Consider the following 25651-nt stretch of genomic DNA (forward strand, 5'->3'; position numbering starts at 1 on the left):
CCGGCGAAGACGGCCGATATAGAGGCGGCTCCTGCGAGGGGGCGCGTAGCTCAGCGGGAGAGCACTACGTTGACATCGTAGGGGTCACAGGTTCGATCCCTGTCGCGCCCACCATCCCTCACCCAGACTCAGCGAGCCTTTCGCTGGGTCGTTGCCATTGCCGGTGATCCATCCCGGCATCCCGGCGGCAGCCACAAGCCCACGCGACAAGCCACGCCCAAAGCCATCGCCTAAAGATCGGCCATCGCCCAAAGATCGGCCCCGGCCCGGTGCGCCATGCGGCAGCTGTGGTCCGCGCGGCGCCGGGTCTCGTCCGGCGTCGCGCGGGCCTTCAGCGCGCCGATGAGCAAGCATCACCGGCCCCAAATGCGCCCCGAAGGCCTCACTTGACGATCAGCAGCAGCAGCTTCTGGCCTGCGGGAGCATCCAGTTCCTTCACCGTCAGCTTGCCGTCCTTGTTGGTATCGGCGGCGTTGAAGCGGGCGCGGACCACCGCGAGCCACTCGTCCATTTCCAGCGTCTGGTCGGCATCCTTGTTGACGGCCTTCCAGTCGGCATCGGTCAGCCGGCCCTTGGTCTCGTCCTTCTCAAGGGTCGTGTCCCCATCCGGATTGATGGCCACGAACAGCTTGGTGCCGAGGTCGATCACCTCGACGATCTCGAACGTGTCGTCGCCGTCCTTGTTGAGCAGGGCGAGGGCGTCCTTGCCGGAGGTCGCCGCGGCGGCAGACACGATCCCACCGAGCGAGAGCAGGCCCGTCAGCGCCGCGGCGGCACCCAGGCGAAACAGCGTGTGCGACATGGAACGTCTCCTTCTTGTGGGTCCACCGTTCGGCAGGCCGGTATCGGCAAGGCTGTAGCCTTCCGCCCTCGCGGCAGCAACACAAGCCCGCAAACACCTGGCCGCAAACACCCGTCCGCAAACGCCCGTCCGCAAATGCCTGGCGCACGACGAGAGCTCCGCCATTCTGCATGGCAGGGCCGGTCCTTGTCAGCCCGCAGCCAGATGTTTCAGTCTGGCGCGGAAGCGCTGCGAGGAGTGCGCCGCGACAAACGCGCGGCGCGCATCGCTCCGCGCCGCAGCGGTATCCCGTTCATCGAACACCGCCTGCGCGAGGGCGGAGCGTCCCTCGGATGCGTCAAAATAGCGGACTGCACTCCCGTAGCTGAGAAACGCCCCCACCGGCGATGTGATGACGGGTACATCCCGAGACAAGAGCTGCGGAATCACACCTGAACTCTCACCCTCGTTCGAAAGCCGCAACTGTACGGCCACATCGACGCTCCGCATCAATTCCAGGAAGCGGGCTGGTGTCGCAGATTCCTCGATCAGCAAGCCCGGTTCGTTCAAAATGCCCGCCTGACGCGCATAATCTCTCACCAGATGCCCCGCGAGCACCAAAGTGCTTTGCGGTCGCAGCAATTTTATCTCTCGGAACGCCTCGATAACGAGGTGGGACCCCTTGGCAGCGCCTTGCACGCCGAAGGAGCCCAGACGGATCGCGCCGTCCATTGCGAGCGGCCCCTTCGGTTCAAACGGGTCGAAGACAGGATGAAACAGCACGTCGACGCAACCCATCCCGTCCGCCTCGAGCCATCGGCGGGCGGCCTCGGAATGCACGATGCAGCGCTCCAGATCCAGGCCTTCCACGATACGGCCCACGCCCGCGCGCCCAAGACCGCAATCGCCGCCCATCCGGTCAAGCCCCAAATGTGACGCCAAATCCGGCATCATCGGGTCATGAACATACGCCCATTGCCGCGCTTTGATCGGAAAGCGGGCACCCTGTCGCATCAAACGGGCAACAGGAACATGATGAGTGGAGTTTCCAAGAACCCAGATCACTATTTTGTACTTACGGAGGTTCAGGCCAACATCAAAGCTAGACAATGAAAACGCTTCGATGTTTCCTTTGCCCTCAAAAAGTCGACGGGTGACGAGAAAATATTCCTCTAAATCCGCATGTGGGAAATAGACATCGACGTTATCGTCAGCCCCTTGGAGCGCTCGGAAGCTGAAATCCGCAATTCCAGATTCCTGTGGCGGCAGCACGGAAACAACAGCGAACAACGGGTTGCGCGACTGCCTATCGCCTTGTAATCGCGTCAATGAATCCAGCACGGCAAAGCCGTTTGCAGCCATGGATGGAGAATACTCTCCACCGGCCGACCCGGAGAGACGCGCAAGATCACGATGATCGAAGCCGACGATACTTCGCCTCAACTTGCGGACCATAGCTTCCACCGACTGCCGTAGTCGATCGACAAAGCGCCCGTCTTTGCGGATCAAGGACCCACCGGTCTTGGGTAGAGACCCTGTCCGCATCGTCTTCAACTCCGTTCGCCAAACCGCCATCCACTAACAAGCATCCAGTGATGGCGGCAATGGCCGCTGCCCGCAAGACGGGTACACTTTCAAGCCGCCCGCCCATCCGGCACCGCCGCCGCAGCGTATGGGTCTGGCCGGGTCTGCGGTGCCGCATGTCCGCGCAAGGATAGACGGGCCTCCGATTGACGCACCACCGATTGACGCGCCGGCCCGCAGGCGCCATCTCGCCGGGACATATTCGAGGACCCCAATGACCGCAAACGTGCCCGCGTTCTCCCCCGACACGACGCACCTGCCGCCGGACCACCCCAAGGTCGCCTTCGGCCGCATCGGCGTGCTCATCGTCAATCTCGGCACGCCGGAGGCCACCGACTACTGGTCCATGCGGGCCTATTTGAAGGAATTCCTCTCCGACCGGCGGGTGATCGAGGTGAACCGCGCCCTGTGGTGGTTCGTGCTCAACGCCATCATCCTCACCAAGCGCCCCGGACCCAAGGGCCGCGACTACGCCAGCATCTGGAACCATGAGCGCAACGAAGGCCCGCTGAAGACCATCACCCGCGACCAGGCGGAGAAGCTCGCGGCGCAACTCGCCGGCCTTGATTCGCGCATCGTGGTGGATTTCGCCATGCGCTACGGCAAGCCGCCCATCGCCGAGCGCCTCTCGGCGCTCCAGGCGCAGGGCTGCGAGCGCATCCTTCTGGTGCCCCTCTATCCGCAATATGCCGCCGCCACCTCCGCCACCGTATGCGACAAGGCCTTCGATGCGCTGAAAGCCATGCGCTGGCAGCCGACCCTGCGCGTCGCCCCCCCCTGGCACGACGACGCGGTCTATATCGATCAGGTGGCGGCCGCGCTGGAGCGGCATCTTGCGGCCCTCGATTTCGAGCCGGAGGTGATTCTGGCCTCCTTCCACGGCATTCCGAAATCCTACCTGCTGAAGGGCGATCCCTATCACTGCCAGTGCGCCAAGACCGCCCGCCTGCTGCGCGCGCGGCTGGGGTTCGATGACACGCGCTTCCGCCTCACCTTCCAGTCCCGCTTCGGCCGCGAGGAATGGCTGAAGCCCTACACCGACGCCACGGTGCAGGCGCTGGCGGAAAGCGGGGTGAAGCGGCTCGCCGTGGTCAATCCCGGCTTCGTGGCGGACTGCCTGGAGACGCTGGAGGAGATCGGGGTGGAGAACCGCGACATCTTCCTGCACCACGGCGGGGAGAAGTTCGCCGCCATCCCCTGCCTCAACGCCGACGCGGAAGGCCTGCGCGTGCTCGCCCACGTGGTGGAGCGGGAGCTGAAGGGCTGGGTGGGGTAGGCCCTCCGTATGTGGAATAATGCACCCAGCTTCATCGATCTGGACGGCGTACACGATTTGTGTACACTCACGCAGATCGCAAGGTAGCACTCTGACCGTTTAAATGTCGAGAGCTTTGGAATGCATTCTTCCAGAAATGGAAGAGGTTTTAAATGGATTTCGAGTGGGATGAAAATAAGCGACAGACGAATATCGCAAATCGGGGCGTCGACCTCCTTGACGCAGCCCTGATTTTCGAAGGCCCTATCCTGACCCGCATCGACGACCGGAAGGACTATGGAGAGGCCAGGAAAATCGCCATCGGCATGGTCGACGAAGACTGCTTCGTCGTTGTTTATACTGAGCGTGACGGCCTCATCAGGCTGATCACCGCATGGAAGGGAGGTCGCCATGAGCGATCCCAATATCAGGCGGGCCTCGCTCGCCGAAATTCGGAAGATGAAGGAGAAGGGTGAGCTTTTCCACGATCCCAACGCCCCCGAGGGCGAAAGCCTCGGCCCGGAGTTTTGGGCCAAGGCCGAGATCGAGGGGCCGAAGGTGCCGCGCTCGGTGCATCTGAAGCTCGACCCGGAGGTGTTCGCCTTCTTCTATGAAGAGGCCAAGGGCAAGGGCCACCTGACGCGCATGCAGAATGTGCTCAAGGCCTATGCGAAGGCCAAGCAGGCCGGCAAGACCGCGCCCTGATCGTGCGGGCCTGACACGCCTCACCGGTACCGCCCTGCCGCCCGACGACAAACCTCCACGGGACGGCGTTTTTTGGCAACAAAGCAGGAGCCAAGCGGCTTCCGCTCCGCTAAAAGGCGCACCAACCCCATGGAAGGATTGAAATGAGCGAGATCACCCTGCGGCGCGCCTGCCTGGCGCAGGTCCGCGAAATGGCGCAGCGCAGCGAAATCGTCTACGTCCCGGCGGGCGGGCGCTGCATCGGTGCCCGGCGCACCGGCCCGATGCAGAAGATCGACCCCCGCGCGCTGATTTCCCGCAAGACCAGCCGCAACGGCTGATTACTCCCCCGCAGGCTCCACCTTGCCGGCTTCCCAGCCGAGTATGGCGCGCTTGCGGGTGAGGCCCCAGTGGTAGCCGGTGAGGTCGCCGCTCTTGCCGATGACCCGGTGGCACGGCACCACGAAGGAAATGGGGTTCTTGCCGATGGCCGCCCCCACCGCCCGCGCCGCCTTCGGCCGGCCCACGTGCTCGGCGATGGTGGAATAGGTGGTGGCAAGGCCCATGGGGATGCGCAGCAGCGTCTCCCACACCTTGATCTCGAAATCGGTGCCGATGAACACGATGCGCAGGGGCTGGTCACCCTGCCACGACGTAGGATCGAAGATGCGCGCTACCAGCGGCGCGGTGGCGGTGGGGTCTTCCACATAGGTGGCGTTGGGCCAGCGGGCGCGCATGTCGGCCAGTGCCGCGGCCTCCTCCCCCACATCGGCGAAGGCGAGGCCGCACAGGCCGCGCGGCGTGGACATGGCCAGCGCCAGCCCAAACGGCGAGGGATGGAAGCCGAAGCGCACCACCAGCCCCGCCCCGCCGGTCTTCCACTCCCCCGGCGACATGGCCTCGTGCACCACGAACAGATCGTGCAGGCGGCCGGGGCCGGACAGGCCCAGCTCGAAGGCCGCATCCAGCACGTTCGGGCATTGCGAGACGATGCGGCGGGCCCGGTCCAGCGTCACCGCCTGGAGGAAGGCCTTGGGGGTCAGCCCGCACCAGCGGCGGAACAGGTCGGTGAGCGCCCGGGCGGAGACGCCGGCGGCGGCGGCGATCTCCTCCACCTCCGGCTGCTGGCGCACATGGCGGGAAATATACTCCACCGCCCGGCGCACCACGTCATAGTCGCGGGCGGCGATGGCCAGCGGGGTGGCCGGCGTCGCGATCATCCGGCCTCCGGGAACGGACAAATCGGAAGCGGACAAATCGAGGGCGGGGCAATCGAGCGCCAGCACGGGGCATCTCCTTCAGGTCGAGCGTGGCCCATCTCACCAGAGCCGGCAAGCCACGCCCACCCGATTTCGCCGCCCGGCGCCAGACGCCTGCCCGGACGCCGCCGCGGCCCCCTGCCTTTGCCGTTGCTCACACCGGGTCGCGCTTCACCACCAGCGGGCCGAAGGTCTGCTGGGACGACATGGACTGGATGCGGTTGATGTTCACATGCCGCGGCAGGGTGCAGGCGAAGAAGACCTGCTCGGCGATGTCCTCGCCGGTCATGGGCGTGGCGCCGGCATAGACATTGTCGGCCCGCTCCTTGTCGCCGCCGAAGCGGACCACGGAGAATTCCGTCTCGGTGAGGCCCGGCTCGATGTTGGTGACGCGCACGCCGGTGCCGGCCACGTCCGCCCACACGTTCAGCGAGAACTGCTTCACGAAGGCCTTGGTGGCGCCATAGACGTTGGCGCCCGGATAGGAATAGTCGCCGGCGATGGAGCCGGTGAACACCAGGTGCCCCTGCTTGCGCGCGATCATGGCCGGCAGGCTCGCCCGCACGGTGTAGAGCATGCCGGAGATGTTGGTCTCCACCATGGTGTTCCAATCGTCGAGCTTGGCCTCGTAGGCGGGCTCCAGCCCCATGGCGAGGCCGGCATTGGCGAACACCACGTTATAGGCATCGAACGGTGCCGGCAGGCTGGAGAAGGCCTCAAAGGTCGCCTTCTCGTCGCGCACGTCCAGCACCAGGGGATGGATGAGGTCGCCGAACTCGGCCTTGAGCGCATCGAGGCGCTCCGCGCGACGGCCCACCGCGATCACCCGCGCGCCCACGCCGGCGAAGCGGCGCACCGTCGCCGCGCCGATGCCGGAGGTGGCGCCGGTGACAAGAAGGGTCAGGGTGCTGGGATCGAGCATGGACATGGGGCAGCTCCGGCAAGCGAAGAAGGAGATGGACTCTGGCAAGACGGTAAGGGCCTGCTGATTAACCCGCCTTAACCATCGCGTCCATCCGCCACCTTACAACGGTATCAAGGTGAGGCCGCGGCCTTGGTGCTGCCATGTTCTGCCGAAAGGGTGCCCGCTGTCACAGCCGGCAACGGAGTTCGCCTTCGGGCCGGCTGTGACCCGAACGTTGATGGCGCCCTTCCGGGCTTTTCCGCAGGTGGCGGAGGCTTGGGAGACGCGCTAGGTTTGCGGGCACGTCCGGAGTGCGTTGAATGAAGGTGGTTCTGGTATCGGCGGCCCTGTCGCTGACCATCGGTGCATTGGCACTCGGCGGTTGCAGCACGGAGCTTGACGGCTTCGGGGCGAAGCCGTCCGCCGTGGCGAGCAATCGGGTTCTCACGGCGCCCACCGGTTCGGTGGAAAGCGCGCCTGCGCCCCAGAACGTCTCGGCCTCCACGGCGGAGACCGCCACCAGCGCCATCACGCCGCGCTCCACCGCCGCCAACGTGCCGCTCACCCCGCCTGCCGCCAACCCCGGCGGCACCGCCTATGCCCCCAGCGTCGCGCAAGGCCAATTGTCCGGCGCCTGGACCTTCGCGTGGGACGACGGGCGCAATTCCTGCCCGCTGCGCCTGAGCACCGACCGCGGCCTTTCCGGCCTCTCGGCCCAGGCCGACGTCTCCTGCCCCAGCGAGATCTTCATGACCAAGGGCTGGGATACCATGGGTCCGGACATCGTGCTCCAGAACCATCAGGGCAAGGTCACGGCCCGGCTCCAGCCATCCGGCCCCAACCACTATGTGGGCCTCATTTCCGAGAGCAACCAGAAGGTCACGCTCAGCCGGTGACTTGCGACCAGTGACTTGCGGCCGGTGACTTGCGGCCGGCCCCTCACCCGCTGCCCTCACCCGCCGACGATGGTCTTTTCCCGTTCGCCAAAGCGCTCGTCGAACACCAGATCGTCCAGCGCCAGCCTTTTGCGCCAACCCGCCCGCTCAAGGTCCGGCGTGTGCGCGAACTGGTCCACATAGCCCATGCACAACAGCGCGATGGGCACGATATGGTCGGGAATGGCGAGGATGCGGTGCAGGTCCGCAAGGGCCAGGATCGAGACCCAGCCCACCCCCAGATTCTCCGCCCGCGCCGCCAGCCAGATGTTCTCGACCGCGCAGACGGTGGAATAAATGTCCATCTCGCTCTGGTGGGTGCGTCCCAGCACCACCGGCCCCGCCCGCTCCCGCTCGCAGGTCACGCACAGCAAGAGCGGCGCCTCGCGCAGGCCTTCAAGCTTGAGCGAGCGGTAGAGGTCCGCCCGCTCGCCCTCGAACAGGGCGGCCGCCTCCGCATTGGCGCGGGTGAAGGCGCCGTGCAGCGCCTCCTTGGTGGCGCCCTCGCGGATGACGATGAAGTTCCACGGCTGCAGGAACCCCACCGAGGGCGCCGCATGGCCGGCCGCCAGCACGCGGGCGAGCACATCAGGCGGCACCGGATCGGGCAGGAAGTTGCGCCGCACGTCCCGCCGCTCGCGAATGCAGCGATAGATGGCGGCGCGCTCTTCCGGTGAGAAGTTGTCGTCCTCCCTCATCCGGGCGCCCTCCCCTTTTGGCTTCGCGACGTTCGACGGCGCGCGCTGGCCATGAAGGCCAGTGGGCGGCAAGCGGGAGACAAGGTCAATCCCTGCCGATGAGACATCCCACGGCGGAGCGCCAGGCCGCGAGCCGCGCGGCGCGCGCCTCGGCCGGCATGGCCGGCACGAACCGCCGCTCCAGCCGCCAGGCTTCCGCGAAGATGTCCGGCGGCGGGAAGAAGCCGCACTGCAGCCCGGCGAGATAGGCGGCGCCCAGCACCGTGGTCTCCGTCTCCACCGGGCGGTCCACCGGCGCGCCGAGCAGGTCGGCGAGGCGCTGCATGGTGAAATCGGAACGGGTCATGCCGCCGTCCACCCGCAGCACCGTGGCGTCGCCCTGCCCCGGCCAGTCCGCGTGCATGGCGTCGATGAGGTCGCAGGTCTGGAAGCACACCGCCTCCAGCGCCGCCCGCGCCAGCTCGGCCGGGCCGGTGGCGCGGGTGAGGCCGAACAGCGCCCCGCGCACCTGTGGCCGCCAATAGGGCGCGCCGAGGCCCACGAAGGCCGGCACCAGGATCACGTCCTGCCCCTCGTCCGCCGCGGCGGCCAGGCGGTCGCTCTCGGCGGCATGGGAAATGATCTTCAGCCCGTCGCGCAGCCATTGCACCGCCGCGCCGGCGACAAAGATGGAGCCCTCCAGCGCATAGGTGCGCCGCCCGTCGATCTGGTAGGCGATGGTGGTGATGAGCCGATGCCGCGAGGCCACCGGGGTCGCGCCGGTGTTGAGCAGGGCGAAGCAGCCGGTGCCGTAGGTGGATTTCACCATGCCGGGCGCAAAACAGGCCTGCCCCACCATGGCCGCCTGCTGGTCCCCCGCCATGCCGCGGATGGGGATGGGCGCACCGAACAGCTCCGGATCGGTGGTGCCGAACTCGGCCGCGCAGTCGCGCACCTCCGGCAGCAGCGCCCGCGGCACGCCGAACAGGGTGAGAAGATCGTCGTCCCAAGCGCCGGTGTGGATGTCGAACAGCATGGTGCGCGACGCATTGGTGGCGTCGGTGGCATGCACCCGCCCGCCGGTGAGGCGGAACAGGAGGAAACTGTCCACCGTGCCGAACGCCAGTTCGCCCCTCTCCGCCCGCGCGCGGGCATTGGGCACCGCATCAAGGATGTGGGCGATCTTGGTGGCGGAGAAATAGGGATCGATGAGCAGGCCGGTGCGGGCGCGGACCAGCGCGCCATGGCCCTCGCCCTCAAGGCGCGCGCAAATGTCCGCCGTGCGCCGGTCCTGCCACACGATGGCGCGGTGAATGGCGCGGCCGGTGGCGCGCTCCCACACCAAGGTGGTCTCGCGCTGGTTGGTGATGCCGATGGCGGCGATGTCGGACGGACCCGCCCCCGCCTGCCGCAACACCGTGCGGCAGCAGGCCAGCACCGTGGTCCAGATGTCCTCCGCCTCCTGCTCCACCTGCCCGGAGGCGGGGAAATGCTGGGGCAGTTCTTCCTGCGCCAGGGCCGCGATGGTGCCGTCGCGGCGCACCAACAGGGCGCGCGAGGAGGTGGTCCCCTGATCGATGGCGAGGATGTAGGCGGCCAATTCGTCCTCCCGTTTTTCTTTCAGCCGCCGTTCCGCCGGCCGGCCATATAGGCGTCGAGCGCCCGCGCTTCCTCATGGCAGGTGCGCAGGCCGAGCTTGGAGCGGCGCCACAGCACGTCCTCGGCGGTCATGGCCCATTCATGGTCCATCAGCCAGTCCACCTCGCGGCGGCACAGATGGGCGCCGAACCAGTCGCCGAGGTCGTCCTCGTGCATCACGCCTTCCAGCAGGCGGAAGCTGGACGTGCCATAGGCCCGCGCGAGGCGCTTGAGCAGGGCCGGATCGAGGGTGGGGAAGGTGCGGCACAGGCTTTTCAGCAGATGCTCGAACCCCTGCCGCGGAAAATCCCCGCCCGGCAGAGGTACCTTGCCCGTAAAGGCCGGACCGAGCACCGGCAGGTGGGGCGCAAGGCGCGCCAGCGCGGCCTCGGCAAGGCGGCGATAGGTGGTGATCTTGCCGCCGAACACGGACAGCAGCGGCGCCCCGCCCTCCGGCGCGTCGAGGGCCAGCACATAGTCGCGGGTGGCTTCCTGCGCCTTGCCCGCGCCGTCGTCATACAAGGCGCGCACGCCGGAATAGGCCCACACCACCTGCTCCGGCGCGACGGAGGCCGCAAAGTATTCGCTCGCCGCCGCGCAGAGGTAGGCGACCTCCTCGGGGCTCGCCACCACGTCCTCCGGCCGGCCGGTGTAATCGAGGTCAGTGGTGCCGATCAGGGTGAAGTCGCCCTCATAGGGGATGGCGAAGATGATGCGCCCGTCCGCGTTCTGGAACAGGTAGCAGCGATCATGCGCGAACAGGCGATGCACCACGATGTGGCTGCCCTTGACCAGGCGCAGGCGGGCGCGGGTCTTCACCTCACCCGTCTCCATCTGCAACAGATCCAGCACCTGCCCGGCCCACGGGCCGGCGGCATCCACCAGCGCTCGGGCGCGCACGCTCTGCCGCCCCGCCGGGCCTTCCGCCGCGATCTCCCACAGCCCCTCGACGCGCTGCGCGCCCACCACCTTGGTGCGCGGGCGGATGGAGGCGCCCCGGTCCGCCGCATCGCGGGCGTTGAGCACCACGAGGCGCGCGTCCTCCACCCAGCAGTCGGAATATTCGAACGCCGCGCGAAGGCCCGGGCGCAGGGGCAGGCCGGCGGGGTCTTGCCTCAGGTCCAGCGTGCGCGTGGGCGGCAGCAGGCGGCGCCCGCCCATATGGTCGTAGAGGAACAGGCCGAGGCGCAGCAGCCACGCCGGGCGCAGGCCGCCATGGTGCGGCAGCACGAAGCGCAGCGGCCAGATGATGTGGGGGGCGATGCCCCACAGCACCTCGCGCTCGGCCAGCGCCTCCCGCACCAGCCGGAAGGCGTAATGTTCCAGGTAGCGCAGCCCGCCATGGATGAGCTTGGTGGAGGCGGACGACGTGCCGGAGGCCAGGTCCGCCTTTTCGAACAGGACGACGGATAGTCCGCGCCCCGCCGCATCCCGGGCGATGCCGGCGCCGTTGATGCCGCCGCCGATGATGGCGAGGTCGAAGACGTGCGTGGTTTCCTCCATCCCCGCCTCCCCCCCCGCCTCCCGGCCGCGCATCGCGGCGCCGGACTCACCGCCCTTCCCGCCAGACCATGCCGCGCCGGGCCGCGGCGTCAACTGGGCCGTGTCCCGTTTCCCGGACCAGCGACGGCGCAGCCGGAGCGCCGATCCGGGACCCAGCAGAGACTCCTGCGTAGCAGGCAATACCCATATCCCGACGCGCAAGCAGGAAGCGCCTTCGGCGGTCCCTCGCGCTGGGCCCCGGCTCTCCTTCCGCTACCGCTCCAGTCGGCCGGGGCACGGGGTTGCCCCGCGCAGAAAAGCGCCCAGCGACGGGCTAAAGCCCGATCAGCCCGCCGGCGGTGAAGCCGCCGTCGACGTTGAGAGTCTGCCCGGTGACGAAGGAGGACTTCGTCTCGTCCAGCAGGAAGACGACGGCGCCGGAGACCTCCGAAGGCTCGGCATAGCGCCGCATGGGTACGGTCTTCATCCAGCCGGCGCGCGCTTCCGCCGTGTGCATGGCCTTCACCATGGGCGTCTCGACGGGACCGGGGGCGATGCCGTTCACGCGGATGTTGAAAGGCGAGAACTCCACGGCGAGGATCTGCGTCAGCACCAGCACGCCGCCCTTGGAGGCGCCATAGGCCGAGCGGCCCAGATTGCCCCTGATGCCCGAGACCGAGGCGATGTTGACGATGGCGCCGCCGCCATTCTCCTTCATCACCCGCGCTGCCTCCCGCGCCATCAGGAAGGTGCCGACGAGATTCACGTCGAGGATCTCGCGAAACAGCGCCACCGAGGTGTCGAGCGCCGGCACGTCGCGGGCGATGCCGGCGGAATTCACCACGCCCCACAGTGGGCCGAACTCCCCTTGCGTGCGGGTGACGAGATCCACCACCTGCGCCTCGTCGGAAATGTCGGCCACCTCCACGCGCACGCGGTCGCCGTGGCCGGCAAGCTGCGCCCGCGCCCGTGCCACGGCCTCGCCATCGATGTCGGCCGCGACCACGCGCCAGCCTTCCTCAAGAAGCGCCTCCACCGCGGCGAGGCCGATGCCGGAGGCGCCTCCCGTCACGATCACGCTTCGCGTGCTGCTCATCATGTCTCTCCCTTGGGGCTTTTGTCAGTGGGGGGGCGGCTTCAGGCCGGGCGGGTAGCGGATGCCGGCTCCAGCAGGCCACGCTCGGCGAGGGCCTCGCGCACCATCTTCTTGGTGATCTTGCCGTAGGCGGATTTCGGCAGCCCATCCCAGAAATGGATGCGGCGGGGCATCTTGTAGCGGGCGACCTTGCCGTCGAGGAAGGCGATCAGATCGTCCTCGGAAAGGCTCGCCCCCTCGCGCAGCACGCACACCGCCACCCCCACCTCGCCCCACATGGGATCGGGCACGCCGAGGATAGCCACCTCCGCCACCGCCGGGTGGGTGAGCACCTTTTCCTCCACCTCGCGCGGATAGACGTTGGAGCCGCCCGAGATGTACATGTCGGAGGCCCGGCCGGTAATGAAAATGAAGCCCTCGTTATCCATGTGGCCGAGGTCGCCGGTGCGGAACCAGCCGTCGCGGAACGCCTTCGCATTGGCGTCCGGGTTGTCGTAATAGCCGGCGAACACGGCGGGGCCGCAGACGCAGATTTCCCCGGTCTCGAAGGGCTGAACCTCCTCGCCCGCATCATTCTGGATCTGGACCTGAATGCCGGTGCGCTCGAAGCCGCAGGTGCCGAGCTTCACGTTGGGGCCATCGTCGGGATCATGCAGGGCCGGCGGCAGCACGGTGATGTTGCCTGTCACCTCGCCGAGGCCGAAATACTGCACCAGCACCTTACCCAATGCCTTGAGCGCCCGCTTCTGGTCCTCCCGATACATGGGCGCGCCGGCATAGATGACGTAGCGCAGGGAGGAATGATCGTAAGTATTCACCGAGGGGTGCTCGGCCAAAAGCTTGGTGATGGTGGGCACGGTGAACATGTTGGTGACGCGCCATTGCTCCACCAGCCGCCACGCCTCCGCCGCGTCGAACTTCTCGGACGGCAAGAGGATGGTCTTCACCGCCCGGGCCACCTGCACCAGTTGGTGGACGCCCGCCCCGTGGGAGAGCGGCGCCACCACCAGCGAGGCGTCGGCATTTGTGGTGGCGGGCATCAGGTCGCACAGATGGTTGGTGATGACGAAGGCCATCTGGCCGTGGGTGAGCACCGCCGCCTTGGGCCGGCCCGTGGTGCCGGAGGTGAAGAAGAACCAGCACGGGTCGTCGTGCTCCACGTCCGCCACCTTCGCCTGTTCCCCAAGGCGGGCGGCGACGAGGGCGGCGTAGTCCGGCCCGAAATCGGCGGCGCCGATGGCGATCACCGCCGTGACCGTGGGGGCCTCGGCGAGGACGGCGGGCACATGCTCGGGAAAATCGGCATGGCAGATCATCAGCCGCGCCCCCGAGGCGGAGGCGAGATAGGCCACCTCCCCCGGGGTCTGGCGGAAATTGGTGGGCACCCAAACCGCCCCGATGCGGAAGGCGGCGAACATGCTCTCGAACATTTCAAGGCAGTTCTTCGACTGCACCAGGATGCGGTCGCCCTTGCCCACGCCACGCTGGGCAAGTTCGGCGGCCATGGCGTCCACCCGTGCCTCCATCTCGCCCCAGGTGAGCGTGCGGGCGCCGTCCACGAAGCCGATCTCGTCCGGGAAGCGCCGCGCCGCCTGGCGCAGCACATGGGACAGGTTCATCACCCGCCGGCTGGAGCGGGCGACCCCACCCTTGGGGGCGACCTTGGGGGCGGTCTCGACAGGCTGGGAAGACTCGCAGGACATGGGCGTCACTCGGTGTGGGATGCGGGGGAGGGAGGACGGCGGCGCTGGCGGTTCAGGATGCGCGGCATCACGGCACCGCCTTGGCAACGGCACGCCCGTGGGGGAGCACGGCGGGGAGATGCTCGCCGGCCGAGCGGCGGCCGAGGTCCGCTTCCAGCGCTTCCGCCTCGCGCTTCAGCAGCGGCACCAGCTCCCGCTGCCGCTCGGGCGAGAGCCGGCTTTCGATGGCGGCGATGGACAGCGCGCCCACCGGGTGCCCGTCCGGCCCCAGCACCGGCACGCCGATGCCCCAGGAGCCGGCGACATAAAGGCCGGGATTGAGCGCATAGCCGCGCGCACGGGCATCGGCCACCTGCGCGCGCAGCACCTCCACGCCATAGCCGGGATAATGGCTTTCCAGCGCCGGCGCGTTGGCGGCGAGCATGCGCTCCACCTCCACGTCCGGCAGCGCGGCGAGGAGCGCGAGCCCGCCCGCGCCGATGCCCAGCGGATGCCGGTCGCCGGCCTGCAGCACATGGGTGCGGATGGGCCAGGTGCCCTCCTCCCGGTGCAGGCACACGCAGAAGGCGCCGCGCGGCACGGAAAGGAAGGCGCAGTCGCCACTGGTGCGGGCGAGGCGGGCGAGGCCGTCGAGCGCGAGGGCGTGGATGCCGAAGCGGGTGCCGGCCAGGGTGCCGAGCACATAGGCTTCCGGACCCACATGATAGCGCCGCGTCACCTCGTCCTGGTCGAGAAGGCCAGTGCGCACCAGCGCCAGCAGCACCCGCCGCACGGTGGGCTTGGGCAGGCCGCACAGCCGCACCAGATCGGACAGCCGCGCACCCTCGGGGGCCGAGCGGCCCACCGTCAAAAGCAGCGCCACCGCCCGCTCGATGCTCTGGGTTCCCCCACCCGCGGCTTCGCCTGCGGATAAGCCGCCGGCGCGATCCGGCTCGGGGCCGGGCCGGACGGCGGGGGACTTGTATGCCCGTCCCACGCGCTCTCCCATGATCCAGTATATGGACCTAGATCTTGATAGGGTTGAGACCACCGCAGCGCAGCGTCTTCAACGACCATAATGGGCTTGCGAAAATCCCACAAGCGGGCCAGCATGGGCCGCAGGGATATGAGGTCCATATACTGGACCCACGAGGAAACCGGTCCGAATGGACCGCAGGAGGAGCAGCCAGCATGACGTTGACCCGTCGCACCCTTATCAAGGCCGGCGCGGCCGGAGCGCTCGCGGGCGGCGTCTTCGCCCCCTTCGTCGCGCGCGCGCAGGACGCGGAATTCTCCTACAAATACGCCAACAACCTGCCGGTCACGCACCCCATGAACGTGCGCGCGGGCGAGATGGTGGAGAAGATCAAGGCCGAGACGCGGGGCCGCGTCGAGATCAAGGTGTTCCCCTCCAGCCAGCTCGGCGGCGACACCGACATGCTGAGCCAGCTGCGCTCGGGCGGCATCGAGTTCTTCACCCTCTCCCCGCTCATCCTCTCCACCCTGATCCCGAACGCCTCGGTGAGCGGCCTCGGCTTCGCCTTCCCGGACTACGCCACCGTGTGGAAGGCCATGGACGGCGATCTCGGCGCCTATGTGCGCGGCCAGATCTCCAAGGCCGGCATCATCGCCATGGACAAGATCTGGGACAACGGCTTCCGCCAGATCACCACCTCCACCAGGCCCATCGACACCGCCGCCGACCTCAAGGGCCTGAAGATCCGCGTGCCGGTCTCCCCCCTGTGGACCTCCATGTTCCGGGCCTTCGACAGCGCCCCCGCGAGCCTCAACTTCGCCGAGGTCTACACCGCGCTGCAGACCCGCACCGTGGACGCGCAGGAAAACCCGCTCGCCATCATCGCCACGGCGAAGCTCTACGAGGTGCAGAAATACTGCTCCATCACCAACCACATGTGGGACGGCTTCTGGTTCCTGGCCAACCGCCGCGCCTTCGAGCGGCTGCCGGACGATTTGCGCGCCATCGTGGCGAAGAACATCAACGCCGCCGGCCTGAACGAGCGCGAGGACGTGCTCGCGCTCAACACCACCCTGCGCAAGGAACTGAGCGAGAAGGGCCTCACCTTCAACGAGCCCAAGGTGGACAGTTTCCGCGAGCAGCTGCGCAAGGCCGGCTTCTATGCCGAGTGGAAGGGCAAGTTCGGCGACGAGGCCTGGTCCATCCTGGAGACCTATACCGGCAAGCTGTCCTGAGGGCGGCGGCCCTTCGCCTCACGGGCCGCCCGGCCCCGTCCGAGGCACCCTCCCCCGGCGGGTCCGGGGGATCCGGCGGATCCGGGGGTTCCGGTCCATCGGCCGCGCAGATCCCCCCCGGCCGTACCGCGGCGGGTGAGTGGACGCCGGCGGCCAATCGGGGCAAGACATCCCAGCATGACACGCTGAAACGCACGCCGCCGGGGCAATCCAGGGCGGACGCGCGCCCTTGGACGTGTTGTTTCAACGCAATTTCATACGCAAACCGTTCCACACTTTTTGCTGAAATTGCCCTCGCGTAACGGAACCCGCGCCATGGCCACCGCCGACGACCTCCTGCCCCTCGCCGCCGGAACCGACGCGCCGCGCGCCGGCTCGCGCTTCATGCGGCCGGTGGAGGCCCTCGCCGCGCTGCTGCTCGTGGTGGTGGTCGGCCTGCTGCTGGCGGGGGCGCTCTCGCGCTACCTTCTGGCCCTGCCCATCATCTGGGGCGACGAGGTCGCTTCCATCTGCTTCATCTGGCTCGCCATGCTGGGCTCGGTCATCGCCATCGACCGCAACGAGCACCTGCGCCTGACCCTGTTCCTCGGCCTGCTGCCGCGCCCTGCGCGGCGCTTCGTGGATACGCTCGCCCTGCTGCTGGTTGCCACCCTGCTGCTGGCGCTGGCCTATCCGGCCTATGACTATGCGTCGGAGGAGAGCTTCATCACCCTGCCCGCCCTCGGCATTCCCGGCAGCGTGCGCGCCGCTGCCCTGCCGGTGGGCATCTGCGCCATGGCGGCGCTGGCCGTGGCCGCCGCCGTGCGGCGCTCCACGGTGCGCGACCTTGCCCTCGCCCTCGGCGTCATCGCCCTGGTGTTGGCAACGCTGTGGCTGGCAAGCCCGGCGCTGATGAAGGCCGGCAACACCGCCATCGTCATCTGCCTCGTGGGCTTCGTGGTGGTGGCGCTGGCCGCCGGCGTGCCCATCGCCTTCTGCTTCGGCATCGGCACCGCCTCCTATCTCGCCTTCGCCACCCGCGTGCCGCTCATCGTGATGATCGGGCGCATGGACGAGGGCATGTCCAGCCTGATCCTTTTGTCGGTGCCGGTGTTCGTGCTGCTGGGCTGCATCCTCGACCATACCGGCATGGGCAAGGCGATCGTGGATTTCCTCGCCTCCCTGCTCGGCCATGTGAAGGCCGGCATGTCTTATGTGCTGCTCGGCTCGCTGTTCGTGGTCTCGGGCATTTCCGGCTCCAAGGTCTCCGACATGGCAACCGTGGCCCCGGCCCTGTTCCCGGAGATGAAGCGGCGCGGCCACAAGCCGAGGGAGATGATCGCGCTCCTCGCCACCGGCGCCGCCATGGCCGATACGGTGCCGCCCTCCATCGTGCTGATCGTGCTCGGCTCGGTGGCGGGGGTCTCCATCGCGGCCCTGTTCACCTCGGGCTTCGTGGTGGCCATGGTGCTGCTGGCCGTGCTCGCCGCTCTGGCCCGCCTGAAGGCGCGGGACGAGGACATGACCGGCGTCACCCGCCCCTCCGCGGGCCTCGTCTGGCGCACCCTGCTGGTGGCCGCGCCGGCGCTGGTGCTGCCCTTCCTCATCCGCAGCGCGGTGAGTGGCGGCGTCGCCACCGCCACCGAGGTGTCCACCATCGCCGTGGTCTACGCGCTGTTCGTGGGCATGGTGCTTTATGGCGGCATCTCGGCGCGCGCCTTCTACCGCATGCTGGTGGAGACGGCGGCCCTCACCGGGGCCATCCTCGTCATCCTCGCCTGCGCGGTGGCCATGGCCTGGGCCATCACCCAGGCCGGCATCGCCAACGAACTGGCCCGCCTGATGGCGAGCCTGCCCGGCGGCTCAATCGGCTTCATGGCGGTGAGCATCATCGTCTTCCTGGTGCTGGGCTGCATCCTGGAAGGCCTGCCGGCCATCGTGCTCATGGCGCCGCTGATGTATCCCATCGCCCGCAAGCTGGGTATCAACGACGTGCACTATTCCATGGTCATCGTCACGGCCATGAACATCGGCCTGATGACGCCGCCCATCGGCATCGGCTTCTTCCTCGCCTGCAAGATCGGCAACGTCTCGCCCGACGCGGCCATCGGCGCCATCTGGCCCTATCTGGTGGCGCTGTTCGCCGGGCTGGTGCTGGTGGCGGCGGTGCCGTGGATCTCCATCGGCATGCTGTAGGGGATGGAGCACCGGGCGCGGCGTGACCCGCACCCGGCGCGAATGTCACGCCGCCGCGTGGCAGCGCTCCAGCGCCCACCGCACCAGCTTGCGCACGTCGGGATCGGGATCGTCGAAGGCGGCTTCCAGCGCGCCCACGGCCGAGGGATCGGCGATCTCGCCCAAGGCGGCGGCGGCTTCCTTGCGCACGTTGCTCGAGCCGTGGGACAGCGCCTCCGCCACCACCGGCACGGCGCTGCGGGCCTTCAGCTTGCCGAGCGCATTCACCGCCTTGGCCTGCACCTGCCAGCTGTCGTCATTGGCGGCCACCATCAGCGGGTCCACCGCCTCCGGCAGCCTGGCCTTGCCGATGGAGAAGGCGGCTTCCTCGCGCACCTGCCAATGGGTGTCCTTCAGCCCGGCGACCAGGGCGGGCACGCCCGGCGTGCCGCTGCGCACGAAGACGAGGGCCGCCATCACCGCCCGGCGCACCGCCGGCTCGGGATCGGTGGCGGCCAGCAGCAGCGCCGGCAGCGCCGCATCGGCCTTCAGATAGCCGAGCACGCCCAGCGCCTCGCGCCGCACGGCAATCTCGGGGTCTGAAAGGGCTTCCAGCGCTACCGGCATGGCGGCGGGGTCCTGCATGTCGCGCAGGGCCCTGAGCGCTGCGGCACGCACGAAGGCCGCGTGCGGCCCGGTGCCCTCCTGCGCCCGTTCGATGAGGCGCGGCGCGGAGCCGGGTTCCTTCTTGTCGGCGAGGCTCTCGATGGCGGCGAGGCGCACCGCCTCCACCCCATCGTCCAGCGCCGCGATCAAGCCGAGGGCGGCGGGAAGGCCGGAATGCTCGTCGAGGGCCTTGGCGGCGGCCTCGCGCACGCCGGCATCCTCATCCTTCAGGCCGGCGAGCAGCAGGTCCACCGCCTGCGGGTCCACGGTCTCGGCGAGGGTGAGCATGGCGACGCGGCGGATGCCGGGATCGGCGTCGCGGGCGCGCTCCGCCACGGCGTCGAAATCGTCGTCGAAATCATCGAACAGGGCCATGGCTCGCCTCAGCGCAGGAGATAGGGGATTTCGACCTTCACCGCCCCGGTGGGGCAGTCCACCTCGCACGGCATGCAGTACCAGCACTCGTCGTACTTCATGTGCGCCTTGCCGGAGGCCGGGTTGATGGCGAGCACGTCGAGGGGGCACACGTCGATGCAGACGCGGCACCCCTTCTCGGCGATGCATTTCTCGTCGTCGACCGTGACCGGGACGGAGGTGGGATGGTTGGCGAACGGCATGGGGCAGGCTCCGGATTCACGAATGGGATCAGGTCACTCGGCGGCCAGCGCCGGGGTGCGCAGCTGGTGGTAGGCGCCCATCTCCTCCTCGGGGATGTCGACCACATAGGGGTCCACGGCGCGCTTCTTGTGGGCCATGCGGCCCATCTCGTCCTTGTAAAGCAGCGTGTGGCAGAACCAGTTTTCGTTGTCGGTGGCCGGGTGGTCCACCTGCCAGTGGTAGAGGCCCCATCGGCTTTCGGTGCGATACAGCGAGGCGGCGGCGGCCATGTCGGCGCAATCGAGGATGGATTGCAGCTCCAGCGACCGCATCAATTCATGGGGATCCTTCACGCACAGGGCGTTGAGGTCCTCGCGGATCTCGGCGAACCGCGCCTGGGCGATCTTGTACTTGGCCGTGACCTTCGGCGGCTGGAGATAATCATTCACCAGACGGCGGGTCTTGAACTCCATCTCATGGGGGGTCAGGCCATCGTCGCGGCGGGTGGGGGCGAGCACGCGCTCCTGCTCGCGGGCCACATCGGCTTCGTCATAGGCCGGCAGGTCGGTATTGGCGCAGTATTCAGCCGCGTCCCGGCCAGCAATTCCGCCGTTCACGAAGGCGCCGAGCATGTAATTGTGCGGCACGCTCGCCATGTCGCCGGCGGCATAAAGGCCGGCCACCGTGGTGCGGGCATGCTCGTCCACCCACACGCCCGAGGCCGAATGGCCGGAGCAGAAGCCGATCTCGGAGATGTGCATCTCCACCATCTTGTCGCGGTAATTGGTGCCGCGATTTTCGTGGAAGCGCCCGCGGGAGGGCCGCTCGTTGGAGTGCAGGATGGTCTCGATCTCGGAAATGGTCTCCTCGGCCAGATGGGTCATGTTGAGGAAGACCGGGCCGTTGCCGCTCTGCAGCTCCGAATAGAACTCCTTCATCATCTGGCCGGACCAGTAATCGCACTCGATGAAGCGTTCGCCCTTGTTGTTGGCGGTGTATCCGCCGAACGGGCCGGTGACATAGGCGCAGGCCGGGCCGTTGTAATCCTTGATCAGCGGGTTGATCTGGTAGCATTCGAGGTTCGCGAGGCCCGCGCCCGCATGGTAGGCCATGGCATAGCCATCGCCGCAATTGGCCGGGTTCTCGTAGGTGCCGAACAGATAGCCGGAGGCTGGAAGACCCAGCCGGCCGGCGGCGCCGCAGGCGAGGATGACCGACTTGGCACGCACCACCAGGAACTCGCCGGTGCGGGTGTTCACCCCCATGGCGCCGGCGATGCGGCCGTCCGGGGCGTTCAGCAGGCGGGTGGCCATGTAGCGGTTGGTGACCAGCACCTGGTGCTTGCGCAACTGGCGGTACAGCGCCTTCTTGACGTGGTGGCCCTCCGGCATGGGCAACACATAGGTGCCCATGTGGTGCACCTTGCGGACATTGTATTCGCCGGAGCCGTCCTTCTCGAACTTCACGCCGATGGAATCCAGATACTGGATCATCGGGTAGGAGCCGGTGGCATAGGCCATCACCGCCTTCTGGTGGACGATGCCGTCGTTGGCGACGGTGATTTCCTTCACATATTGCTCGGGGGTGGCGTAGCCGGGGATGACGGCGTTGTTCAGCCCGTCCATGCCCATGGAGACCGCGCCGGAGCGCTTCACATTGGCCTTCTCCATCAGCACCACCTTGAGGCCCGGATTCTTCTCCTTGGCCTTGATGGCGGCCATGGGGCCGCCGGTGCCGCCGCCGATGACGAGGATGTCGGCTTCGACGATCTCAGGTCTAATCTCGCTCATGGTTTCACCTCTGGAAGGTCGGGGCCGGCCGCTTCCGCCGCGAGGGCGGCGAGATAGGCGAAGGGATAGACCCCGCGCGCATGGCCGTCGGAGAAGGACAAATTGAGCCCGTGCGCCCCGAACGGGGCCACATGGGTGAGGGTGACGCCGGCAAAGTCGGCGGAAAACGTTCCCCGCGCCCGGTCGGCCACGCAGGCCGCGCAGCGGCAAGCGGCGCGGAGCGCCGAGGCACTGAGGGCGCTACTGGGACTGGTGCGCTGCGCCGCCGCCGGCCCGCCGGAAAAGGCGAGGTGGAGGTGGCGCCGATCGCGATCGAGGCGGATTTCCTCGATGTCGGACAAGGGCTCCGACGGCGCCGGGATGGGCTGGGGGGCAGACGTCATCATGACAGCGATTGGACAGCGCGGCCGCGCCAGCCGATAGCAACTAGTTGCTGGCTGGAGCACTTCCAGGGAAAGGCGCGGCATGCCTGGGCCGGCGCCCTGCCTCAAAGGCCCAACACACAAACGCCCGTGGCCGGCGCCGCGGGGTACTCCCCACCGCCCTCACCTGCGCTATGGTGCCCGCCGCAGCAACGGGCGAAGCCGTCATGGATCAGGTGGAAGCCATCGTCATCGGCGCCGGCGTGGTGGGCCTCGCCATTGCCCGCGCGCTGGCCCGCGCCGGCCGCGACGTGGTGCTGATCGAAGCGGCCGGGGCCATCGGCACGGGCATTTCCGCGCGCAATTCCGAGGTCATCCATGCCGGTATCTATTACGAGCCGGGAAGCCTGAAGGCCGAGCTGTGCGTGAAGGGGCGCAATGCCCTCTATGCCTTCTGCGCCAGCCATAAGGTCGGCCATTCCCGCATCGGCAAGCTCATCGTCGCCGCCGGTGCGGACGAGGTGGCCTATCTCGAAAAGCTCGCCGCCCATGGCGCCGCCAACGGGGTGGGCGACCTTCAGATGCTGGATGGTGCCGCCGCGCGGGCGCTGGAGCCGGCGCTGGATGTGCACGCCGCCTTGTTCTCGCCCTCCACCGGCATCGTGGATTCCCACGGCCTGATGCTGGCGCTGCAAGGCGACATGGAGGCGGCCGGGGGCATGCTCGCCCTCGGCGCGCCCTTCGTCGGCGCGGAGCCGGGGCCGGACGAGCTGACAGTGCGCACGGGCGGCGACGCGCCCCTGGTGCTCGGCTGCCGGCTGCTGGTGAATGCCGCCGGCCTCGATGCGCCGGACCTCGCCCGCCGGATCGCCGGCATGCCGGCGCATCTGGTACCCGAGCAGACGCTGGCGAAGGGCAATTACTTCACCTGTGGGCGCAAAGTGCCGTTCCGCCGCCTCATCTATCCGGTGCCGGAGCCGGGCGGACTCGGCACCCACCTCACCCTCGACCTCGGCGGCCAGGGCCGGTTCGGGCCGGACGTGGAATGGGTGCGCACGCGCGACTATGAGGTGGACCCGGCCCGCAAGGCTTCAATGATGGCCTCCATCCGCCGCTATTGGCCGGATGTGCGGGAGGAGGACCTGGCCCCCGGCTATGCCGGCATCCGCCCCAAGATCCCCGGGCCGGACGGCGGACCGCAGGATTTCGTGATCCAGGGGCCGGCGGTCCACGGCATCGCCGGGCTGGTGAACCTGTTCGGCATCGAATCACCCGGCCTCACCAGTTGCCTCGCCATTGCCGACAAGGTGCTGGAAGTGGCCAAAAAATAAGGGCCGCCCCGAAGGACGGCCCTCTCAACTCAACCAACGCGCGACGGAACCGTGCCGGCCTCAGGCCAGCTCGGTCTCCTTCTTGCGCTCCTCGCGCTTGCGCTCGTTGGGATCGAGGTAACGCTTGCGCAGGCGGATGGACTTGGGCGTCACCTCCACCAGCTCATCGTCCTGAATCCAGGCCAGGGCGCGCTCCAGCGTCATGCGGATGGGCGGGGTCAGGCGCACCGCCTCGTCCTTGGAGGTGGTGCGGATGTTGGTGAGCTTCTTGCCCTTGAGCACGTTCACTTCCAGGTCGTTGTCCCGGTTGTGGATGCCCACCAGCATGCCCTGGTACACCTTCCAGCCCGGCTCGATGATCATCGGGCCGCGATCTTCCAGGTTCCACAGGGCATAGGCCACCGCCTCGCCCGATTCGTTCGAGATCAGCACACCGTTGATGCGGCCGGCAATCTCGCCCTTGTAGGGCGCGTATTCGTGGAACAGCCGGTTCATGATGGCGGTGCCGCGGGTGTCGGTGAGCAACTCCGACTGGTAGCCGATGAGGCCGCGGGTGGGAGCGTAGAACACGAGGCGCTGGCGGTTGCCGCCGGAGGGGCGCATCTCCACCATCTCGGCCTTGCGCTCGCTCATCTTCTGCACGACGGTACCGGAATATTCCTCATCCACGTCGATGAGGACTTCCTCGATGGGCTCCAGCGCCTGGCCGGTGGCCTCATCCTTCTGGAACACCACGCGGGGCCGCGACACGGCCAGCTCGAAGCCCTCGCGGCGCATGGTCTCGATCAGCACCGCAAGCTGCAGTTCGCCGCGGCCGGAGACGTAGAAGGAATCCTTCTCGGTGGATTCCTCGATCTTGAGCGCCACGTTGCCTTCCGCCTCGCGCAGCAGGCGGTCGCGGATGACGCGGCTCGTCACCTTGTCACCCTCGGTGCCCGCCAGCGGCGAGTCGTTCACGATGAAGGTCATGGTGACGGTGGGCGGGTCGATGGGCTGGGCCGCCAGCGGCTCGGTCACTTCGAGCGCGCAGAAAGTGTCGGCCACCGTGCCCTTGGAGAGGCCGGCGATGGCGACGATGTCGCCCTGCACGCCCTCATCGATGGGCTGGCGCTCGATGCCGCGGAAGGCGAGGATCTTGGAGACGCGGCCCTGCTCGACCAGCGAGCCGTCCTGCGCCAGCACCTTGATGGCCTGATTCGGCTTGATGGAGCCGGAGGTGATGCGCCCGGTGATCATGCGGCCGAGGAAGGGGTTGGCTTCCAGGAGCGTGCCGATCATGCGGAACGGGCCGTCATCCACCGTGGGCTCGGGCACATGCTTCAGCACCAGATCGAACAAGGGCGCCATGCCCTGGTCGGAGGGGCCTTCGGGGCTCTCGGCCATCCAGCCGTTGCGGCCGGAGCCGTAGAGGATGGGGAAATCGAGCTGCTCGTCGGTGGCGTCGAGCGCCGCGAACAGGTCGAACACCTCGTTCACCACCTCGGTGATGCGGGCGTCGGAGCGGTCCACCTTGTTGATGGCGACGATGGGCTTCAGCCCCACCTTCAGCGCCTTGCCCACCACGAACTTGGTCTGCGGCATGGGGCCTTCGGCGGCGTCCACCAGCACGATGGCGCCGTCCACCATGTTCAGGATGCGCTCCACCTCGCCGCCGAAATCGGCGTGGCCGGGGGTGTCGACGATGTTGATGCGCGTGTCCTTCCAGACCACCGAGGTGGCCTTGGCGAGGATGGTGATGCCGCGTTCCTTTTCCAGGTCGTTGGAATCCATCACGCGCTCGGCCACGCGCTGGTTCTCGCGGTAGGAGCCCGACTGCTTGAGCAACTCGTCCACCAGCGTGGTCTTGCCGTGGTCGACGTGGGCGATGATGGCGATGTTGCGAAGCTTCATGGTCGTCCAGCACGAAAACGCGGGTCCGAATGGATCGGGCCCGCCGGGAAAGGGATTGTTGCGGCGCAAAATACACACAAACCGATCAAGATCAATGCGCGCTGCGGCAACCGGCCGGAATTGGCGCTCATCTCTTGCCCGCGCGCCGGCTCTCCGCTTGAGAAAGGAGCGCGGACGATCGATGGTTGGGCAGGGCGGGAGAACGGGACTTGTATTGGTTTTTGGACGGAGAATTCCTCCTCGGCGGTTGCGTCAGCCTGTTGACCATCACCATTCAGGCGCTGGCGACGGTGCTCGTCATCAAGTGCGCGCGCATCTCGGCACGGCATTTGTCCCCACGCCGCAAGATCGAGACGCTGATCATCGTCATGGGCGCGTCCGGGACGCTGCTCATGCTCGCGCACTTCCTGGAAGTGGCGGTCTGGGCCGCCGTGTATGAACTGATCGGCGTGATCGAGGCCAAGGATGCCTATTATTTCGCCTTCGTGAACTTCACGACCCTCGGCTATGGCGACATCCTGCCCGAGCACCGCTGGCGCGTTCTGGGTCCGATCACGGCGGCGAACGGGATGCTGCTGTTCGGCTGGTCCACGGCGGTACTGTTCGCGGTGCTGTCGCGCGCCTTGCGCATCCTGCGTTTGGAGTAAGGCCGGCCGCCGGATCTCGGCTATAG

Annotated in this window: 24 protein-coding genes and 1 tRNA gene; 10 read left to right on the forward strand and 15 right to left on the reverse strand. The window is 67.7% G+C overall.

Annotated features, from left to right (window positions below; translation table 11 throughout):
* Positions 1-39: 39 nt before the first annotated feature.
* Positions 40-114 (forward strand) — tRNA-Val (locus V5F48_RS19400).
* Positions 115-382: 268 nt separating this feature from the next.
* On the opposite strand, the gene V5F48_RS19405 is transcribed toward V5F48_RS19400, so the two are convergent.
* Both V5F48_RS19405 and V5F48_RS19410 read right to left on the reverse strand, forming a co-directional pair.
* On the reverse strand, positions 383-802 hold the full coding sequence (locus V5F48_RS19405; protein ID WP_394260029.1) for an EF-hand domain-containing protein: 420 nt from the start codon (positions 800-802) through the stop codon (positions 383-385).
* A gap of 189 nt (positions 803-991) precedes the next feature.
* Positions 992-2290 (reverse strand): glycosyltransferase family protein, encoded by a 1299-nt coding sequence (locus tag V5F48_RS19410; RefSeq protein WP_394260030.1) that lies wholly within the window; start codon positions 2288-2290, stop codon positions 992-994.
* A gap of 289 nt (positions 2291-2579) precedes the next feature.
* Here V5F48_RS19410 and hemH point away from each other — a divergent pair, with 289 nt between their 5' ends.
* From hemH to V5F48_RS19430, 4 genes are all read left to right on the forward strand, one after another.
* The gene (gene hemH / locus V5F48_RS19415) at positions 2580-3641 is read left to right on the forward strand and encodes a ferrochelatase (protein WP_394260031.1); all 1062 of its coding nucleotides are present in this window, start codon (positions 2580-2582) and stop codon (positions 3639-3641) included.
* Positions 3642-3793: 152 nt separating this feature from the next.
* Entirely contained in the window at positions 3794-4096 is a 303-nt protein-coding gene (locus tag V5F48_RS19420) for a BrnT family toxin (RefSeq protein ID WP_394260032.1), read from the forward strand.
* Positions 4080-4325 carry a hypothetical protein gene (locus tag V5F48_RS19425; protein ID WP_394260033.1) on the forward strand — a complete coding sequence of 82 codons (246 nt, stop codon included), beginning with the start codon at positions 4080-4082 and terminating at the stop codon, positions 4323-4325. Before V5F48_RS19420 ends, V5F48_RS19425 begins: the two co-directional genes overlap by 17 nt.
* A 143-nt stretch (positions 4326-4468) precedes the next feature.
* Positions 4469-4645, forward strand: a complete 177-nt coding sequence (locus V5F48_RS19430; protein ID WP_394109824.1) for a hypothetical protein — start codon at positions 4469-4471, stop codon at positions 4643-4645.
* Here V5F48_RS19430 and V5F48_RS19435 read toward each other — a convergent pair whose 3' ends face one another.
* Positions 4646-5524, reverse strand: coding sequence for a methylated-DNA--[protein]-cysteine S-methyltransferase (locus V5F48_RS19435; RefSeq protein WP_394260034.1), 879 nt, complete (start codon positions 5522-5524; stop codon positions 4646-4648). It abuts the gene before it with no gap.
* A 193-nt stretch (positions 5525-5717) separates the two neighbouring features.
* Positions 5718-6491, reverse strand: a complete 774-nt coding sequence (locus V5F48_RS19440) for an SDR family NAD(P)-dependent oxidoreductase (RefSeq protein WP_394260035.1) — start codon at positions 6489-6491, stop codon at positions 5718-5720.
* 296 nt (positions 6492-6787) lie between these two features.
* Here V5F48_RS19440 and V5F48_RS19445 point away from each other — a divergent pair, with 296 nt between their 5' ends.
* On the forward strand, positions 6788-7363 hold the full coding sequence (locus V5F48_RS19445; RefSeq protein ID WP_394260036.1) for a protease inhibitor Inh/omp19 family protein: 576 nt from the start codon (positions 6788-6790) through the stop codon (positions 7361-7363).
* Positions 7364-7419: 56 nt separating this feature from the next.
* Here the strand turns inward: V5F48_RS19445 and bluB are convergent, their stop codons facing one another.
* The 6 genes from bluB to V5F48_RS19475 form a co-directional block, all read right to left on the reverse strand.
* Positions 7420-8100 (reverse strand): 5,6-dimethylbenzimidazole synthase, encoded by a 681-nt coding sequence (gene bluB / locus V5F48_RS19450; protein WP_394109828.1) that lies wholly within the window; start codon positions 8098-8100, stop codon positions 7420-7422.
* An 85-nt stretch (positions 8101-8185) separates the two neighbouring features.
* Positions 8186-9679: a glycerol kinase GlpK gene (gene glpK / locus V5F48_RS19455; protein ID WP_394260037.1), complete on the reverse strand. Its 1494-nt coding sequence runs from the start codon at positions 9677-9679 to the stop codon at positions 8186-8188.
* Positions 9680-9699: 20 nt separating this feature from the next.
* Positions 9700-11220 carry a glycerol-3-phosphate dehydrogenase gene (glpD, locus tag V5F48_RS19460; RefSeq protein ID WP_394260038.1) on the reverse strand — a complete coding sequence of 507 codons (1521 nt, stop codon included), beginning with the start codon at positions 11218-11220 and terminating at the stop codon, positions 9700-9702.
* Positions 11221-11533: 313 nt separating this feature from the next.
* The gene (locus tag V5F48_RS19465; protein ID WP_394260039.1) at positions 11534-12295 is read right to left on the reverse strand and encodes an SDR family NAD(P)-dependent oxidoreductase; all 762 of its coding nucleotides are present in this window, start codon (positions 12293-12295) and stop codon (positions 11534-11536) included.
* 41 nt (positions 12296-12336) lie between these two features.
* A complete protein-coding gene (locus V5F48_RS19470; protein ID WP_394260040.1) occupies positions 12337-13998 on the reverse strand; it encodes an acyl-CoA synthetase in 1662 nt (553 codons plus the stop codon).
* A gap of 67 nt (positions 13999-14065) precedes the next feature.
* Complete coding sequence (locus V5F48_RS19475) at positions 14066-14974, reverse strand: IclR family transcriptional regulator (protein ID WP_394260041.1); 909 nt, start codon at positions 14972-14974, stop codon at positions 14066-14068.
* 194 nt (positions 14975-15168) lie between these two features.
* Between V5F48_RS19475 and V5F48_RS19480 the strand changes: the two genes are divergently transcribed.
* Positions 15169-16188 (forward strand): TRAP transporter substrate-binding protein, encoded by a 1020-nt coding sequence (locus V5F48_RS19480; protein ID WP_394260042.1) that lies wholly within the window; start codon positions 15169-15171, stop codon positions 16186-16188.
* A gap of 315 nt (positions 16189-16503) precedes the next feature.
* Positions 16504-18363: a TRAP transporter large permease gene (locus V5F48_RS19485; protein ID WP_394260043.1), complete on the forward strand. Its 1860-nt coding sequence runs from the start codon at positions 16504-16506 to the stop codon at positions 18361-18363.
* Positions 18364-18408: 45 nt separating this feature from the next.
* Here the strand turns inward: V5F48_RS19485 and V5F48_RS19490 are convergent, their stop codons facing one another.
* Genes V5F48_RS19490 through V5F48_RS19505 form a run of 4 tightly spaced genes read right to left on the reverse strand, consistent with a single transcriptional unit; the run spans position 18409 to position 21781 of the window.
* Positions 18409-19383: a HEAT repeat domain-containing protein gene (locus V5F48_RS19490; protein WP_394260044.1), complete on the reverse strand. Its 975-nt coding sequence runs from the start codon at positions 19381-19383 to the stop codon at positions 18409-18411.
* Positions 19384-19391: 8 nt separating this feature from the next.
* Positions 19392-19625, reverse strand: coding sequence for a 4Fe-4S dicluster domain-containing protein (locus V5F48_RS19495; RefSeq protein WP_012114793.1), 234 nt, complete (start codon positions 19623-19625; stop codon positions 19392-19394).
* Positions 19626-19658: 33 nt separating this feature from the next.
* The gene (locus V5F48_RS19500) at positions 19659-21395 is read right to left on the reverse strand and encodes a fumarate reductase/succinate dehydrogenase flavoprotein subunit (protein WP_394260045.1); all 1737 of its coding nucleotides are present in this window, start codon (positions 21393-21395) and stop codon (positions 19659-19661) included.
* Positions 21392-21781, reverse strand: a complete 390-nt coding sequence (locus tag V5F48_RS19505) for a gamma-butyrobetaine hydroxylase-like domain-containing protein (RefSeq protein WP_394260046.1) — start codon at positions 21779-21781, stop codon at positions 21392-21394. The genes V5F48_RS19500 and V5F48_RS19505 overlap by 4 nt, the downstream gene beginning before the upstream one ends.
* A gap of 203 nt (positions 21782-21984) precedes the next feature.
* Between V5F48_RS19505 and V5F48_RS19510 the strand changes: the two genes are divergently transcribed.
* On the forward strand, positions 21985-23088 hold the full coding sequence (locus V5F48_RS19510; protein ID WP_394260047.1) for an NAD(P)/FAD-dependent oxidoreductase: 1104 nt from the start codon (positions 21985-21987) through the stop codon (positions 23086-23088).
* A 60-nt stretch (positions 23089-23148) separates the two neighbouring features.
* On the opposite strand, the gene typA is transcribed toward V5F48_RS19510, so the two are convergent.
* A complete protein-coding gene (gene typA, locus V5F48_RS19515) occupies positions 23149-24978 on the reverse strand; it encodes a translational GTPase TypA (RefSeq protein ID WP_394260048.1) in 1830 nt (609 codons plus the stop codon).
* 209 nt (positions 24979-25187) lie between these two features.
* Here typA and V5F48_RS19520 point away from each other — a divergent pair, with 209 nt between their 5' ends.
* Positions 25188-25625, forward strand: coding sequence for an ion channel (locus tag V5F48_RS19520; protein ID WP_394260049.1), 438 nt, complete (start codon positions 25188-25190; stop codon positions 25623-25625).
* The last annotated feature ends 26 nt before the right edge of the window (positions 25626-25651 follow it).

Origin of the sequence: Xanthobacter autotrophicus ATCC 700552 (assembly GCF_043194565.1) — a bacterium.
In the GTDB taxonomy this organism is placed as follows: domain Bacteria; phylum Pseudomonadota; class Alphaproteobacteria; order Rhizobiales; family Xanthobacteraceae; genus Xanthobacter; species Xanthobacter autotrophicus_F.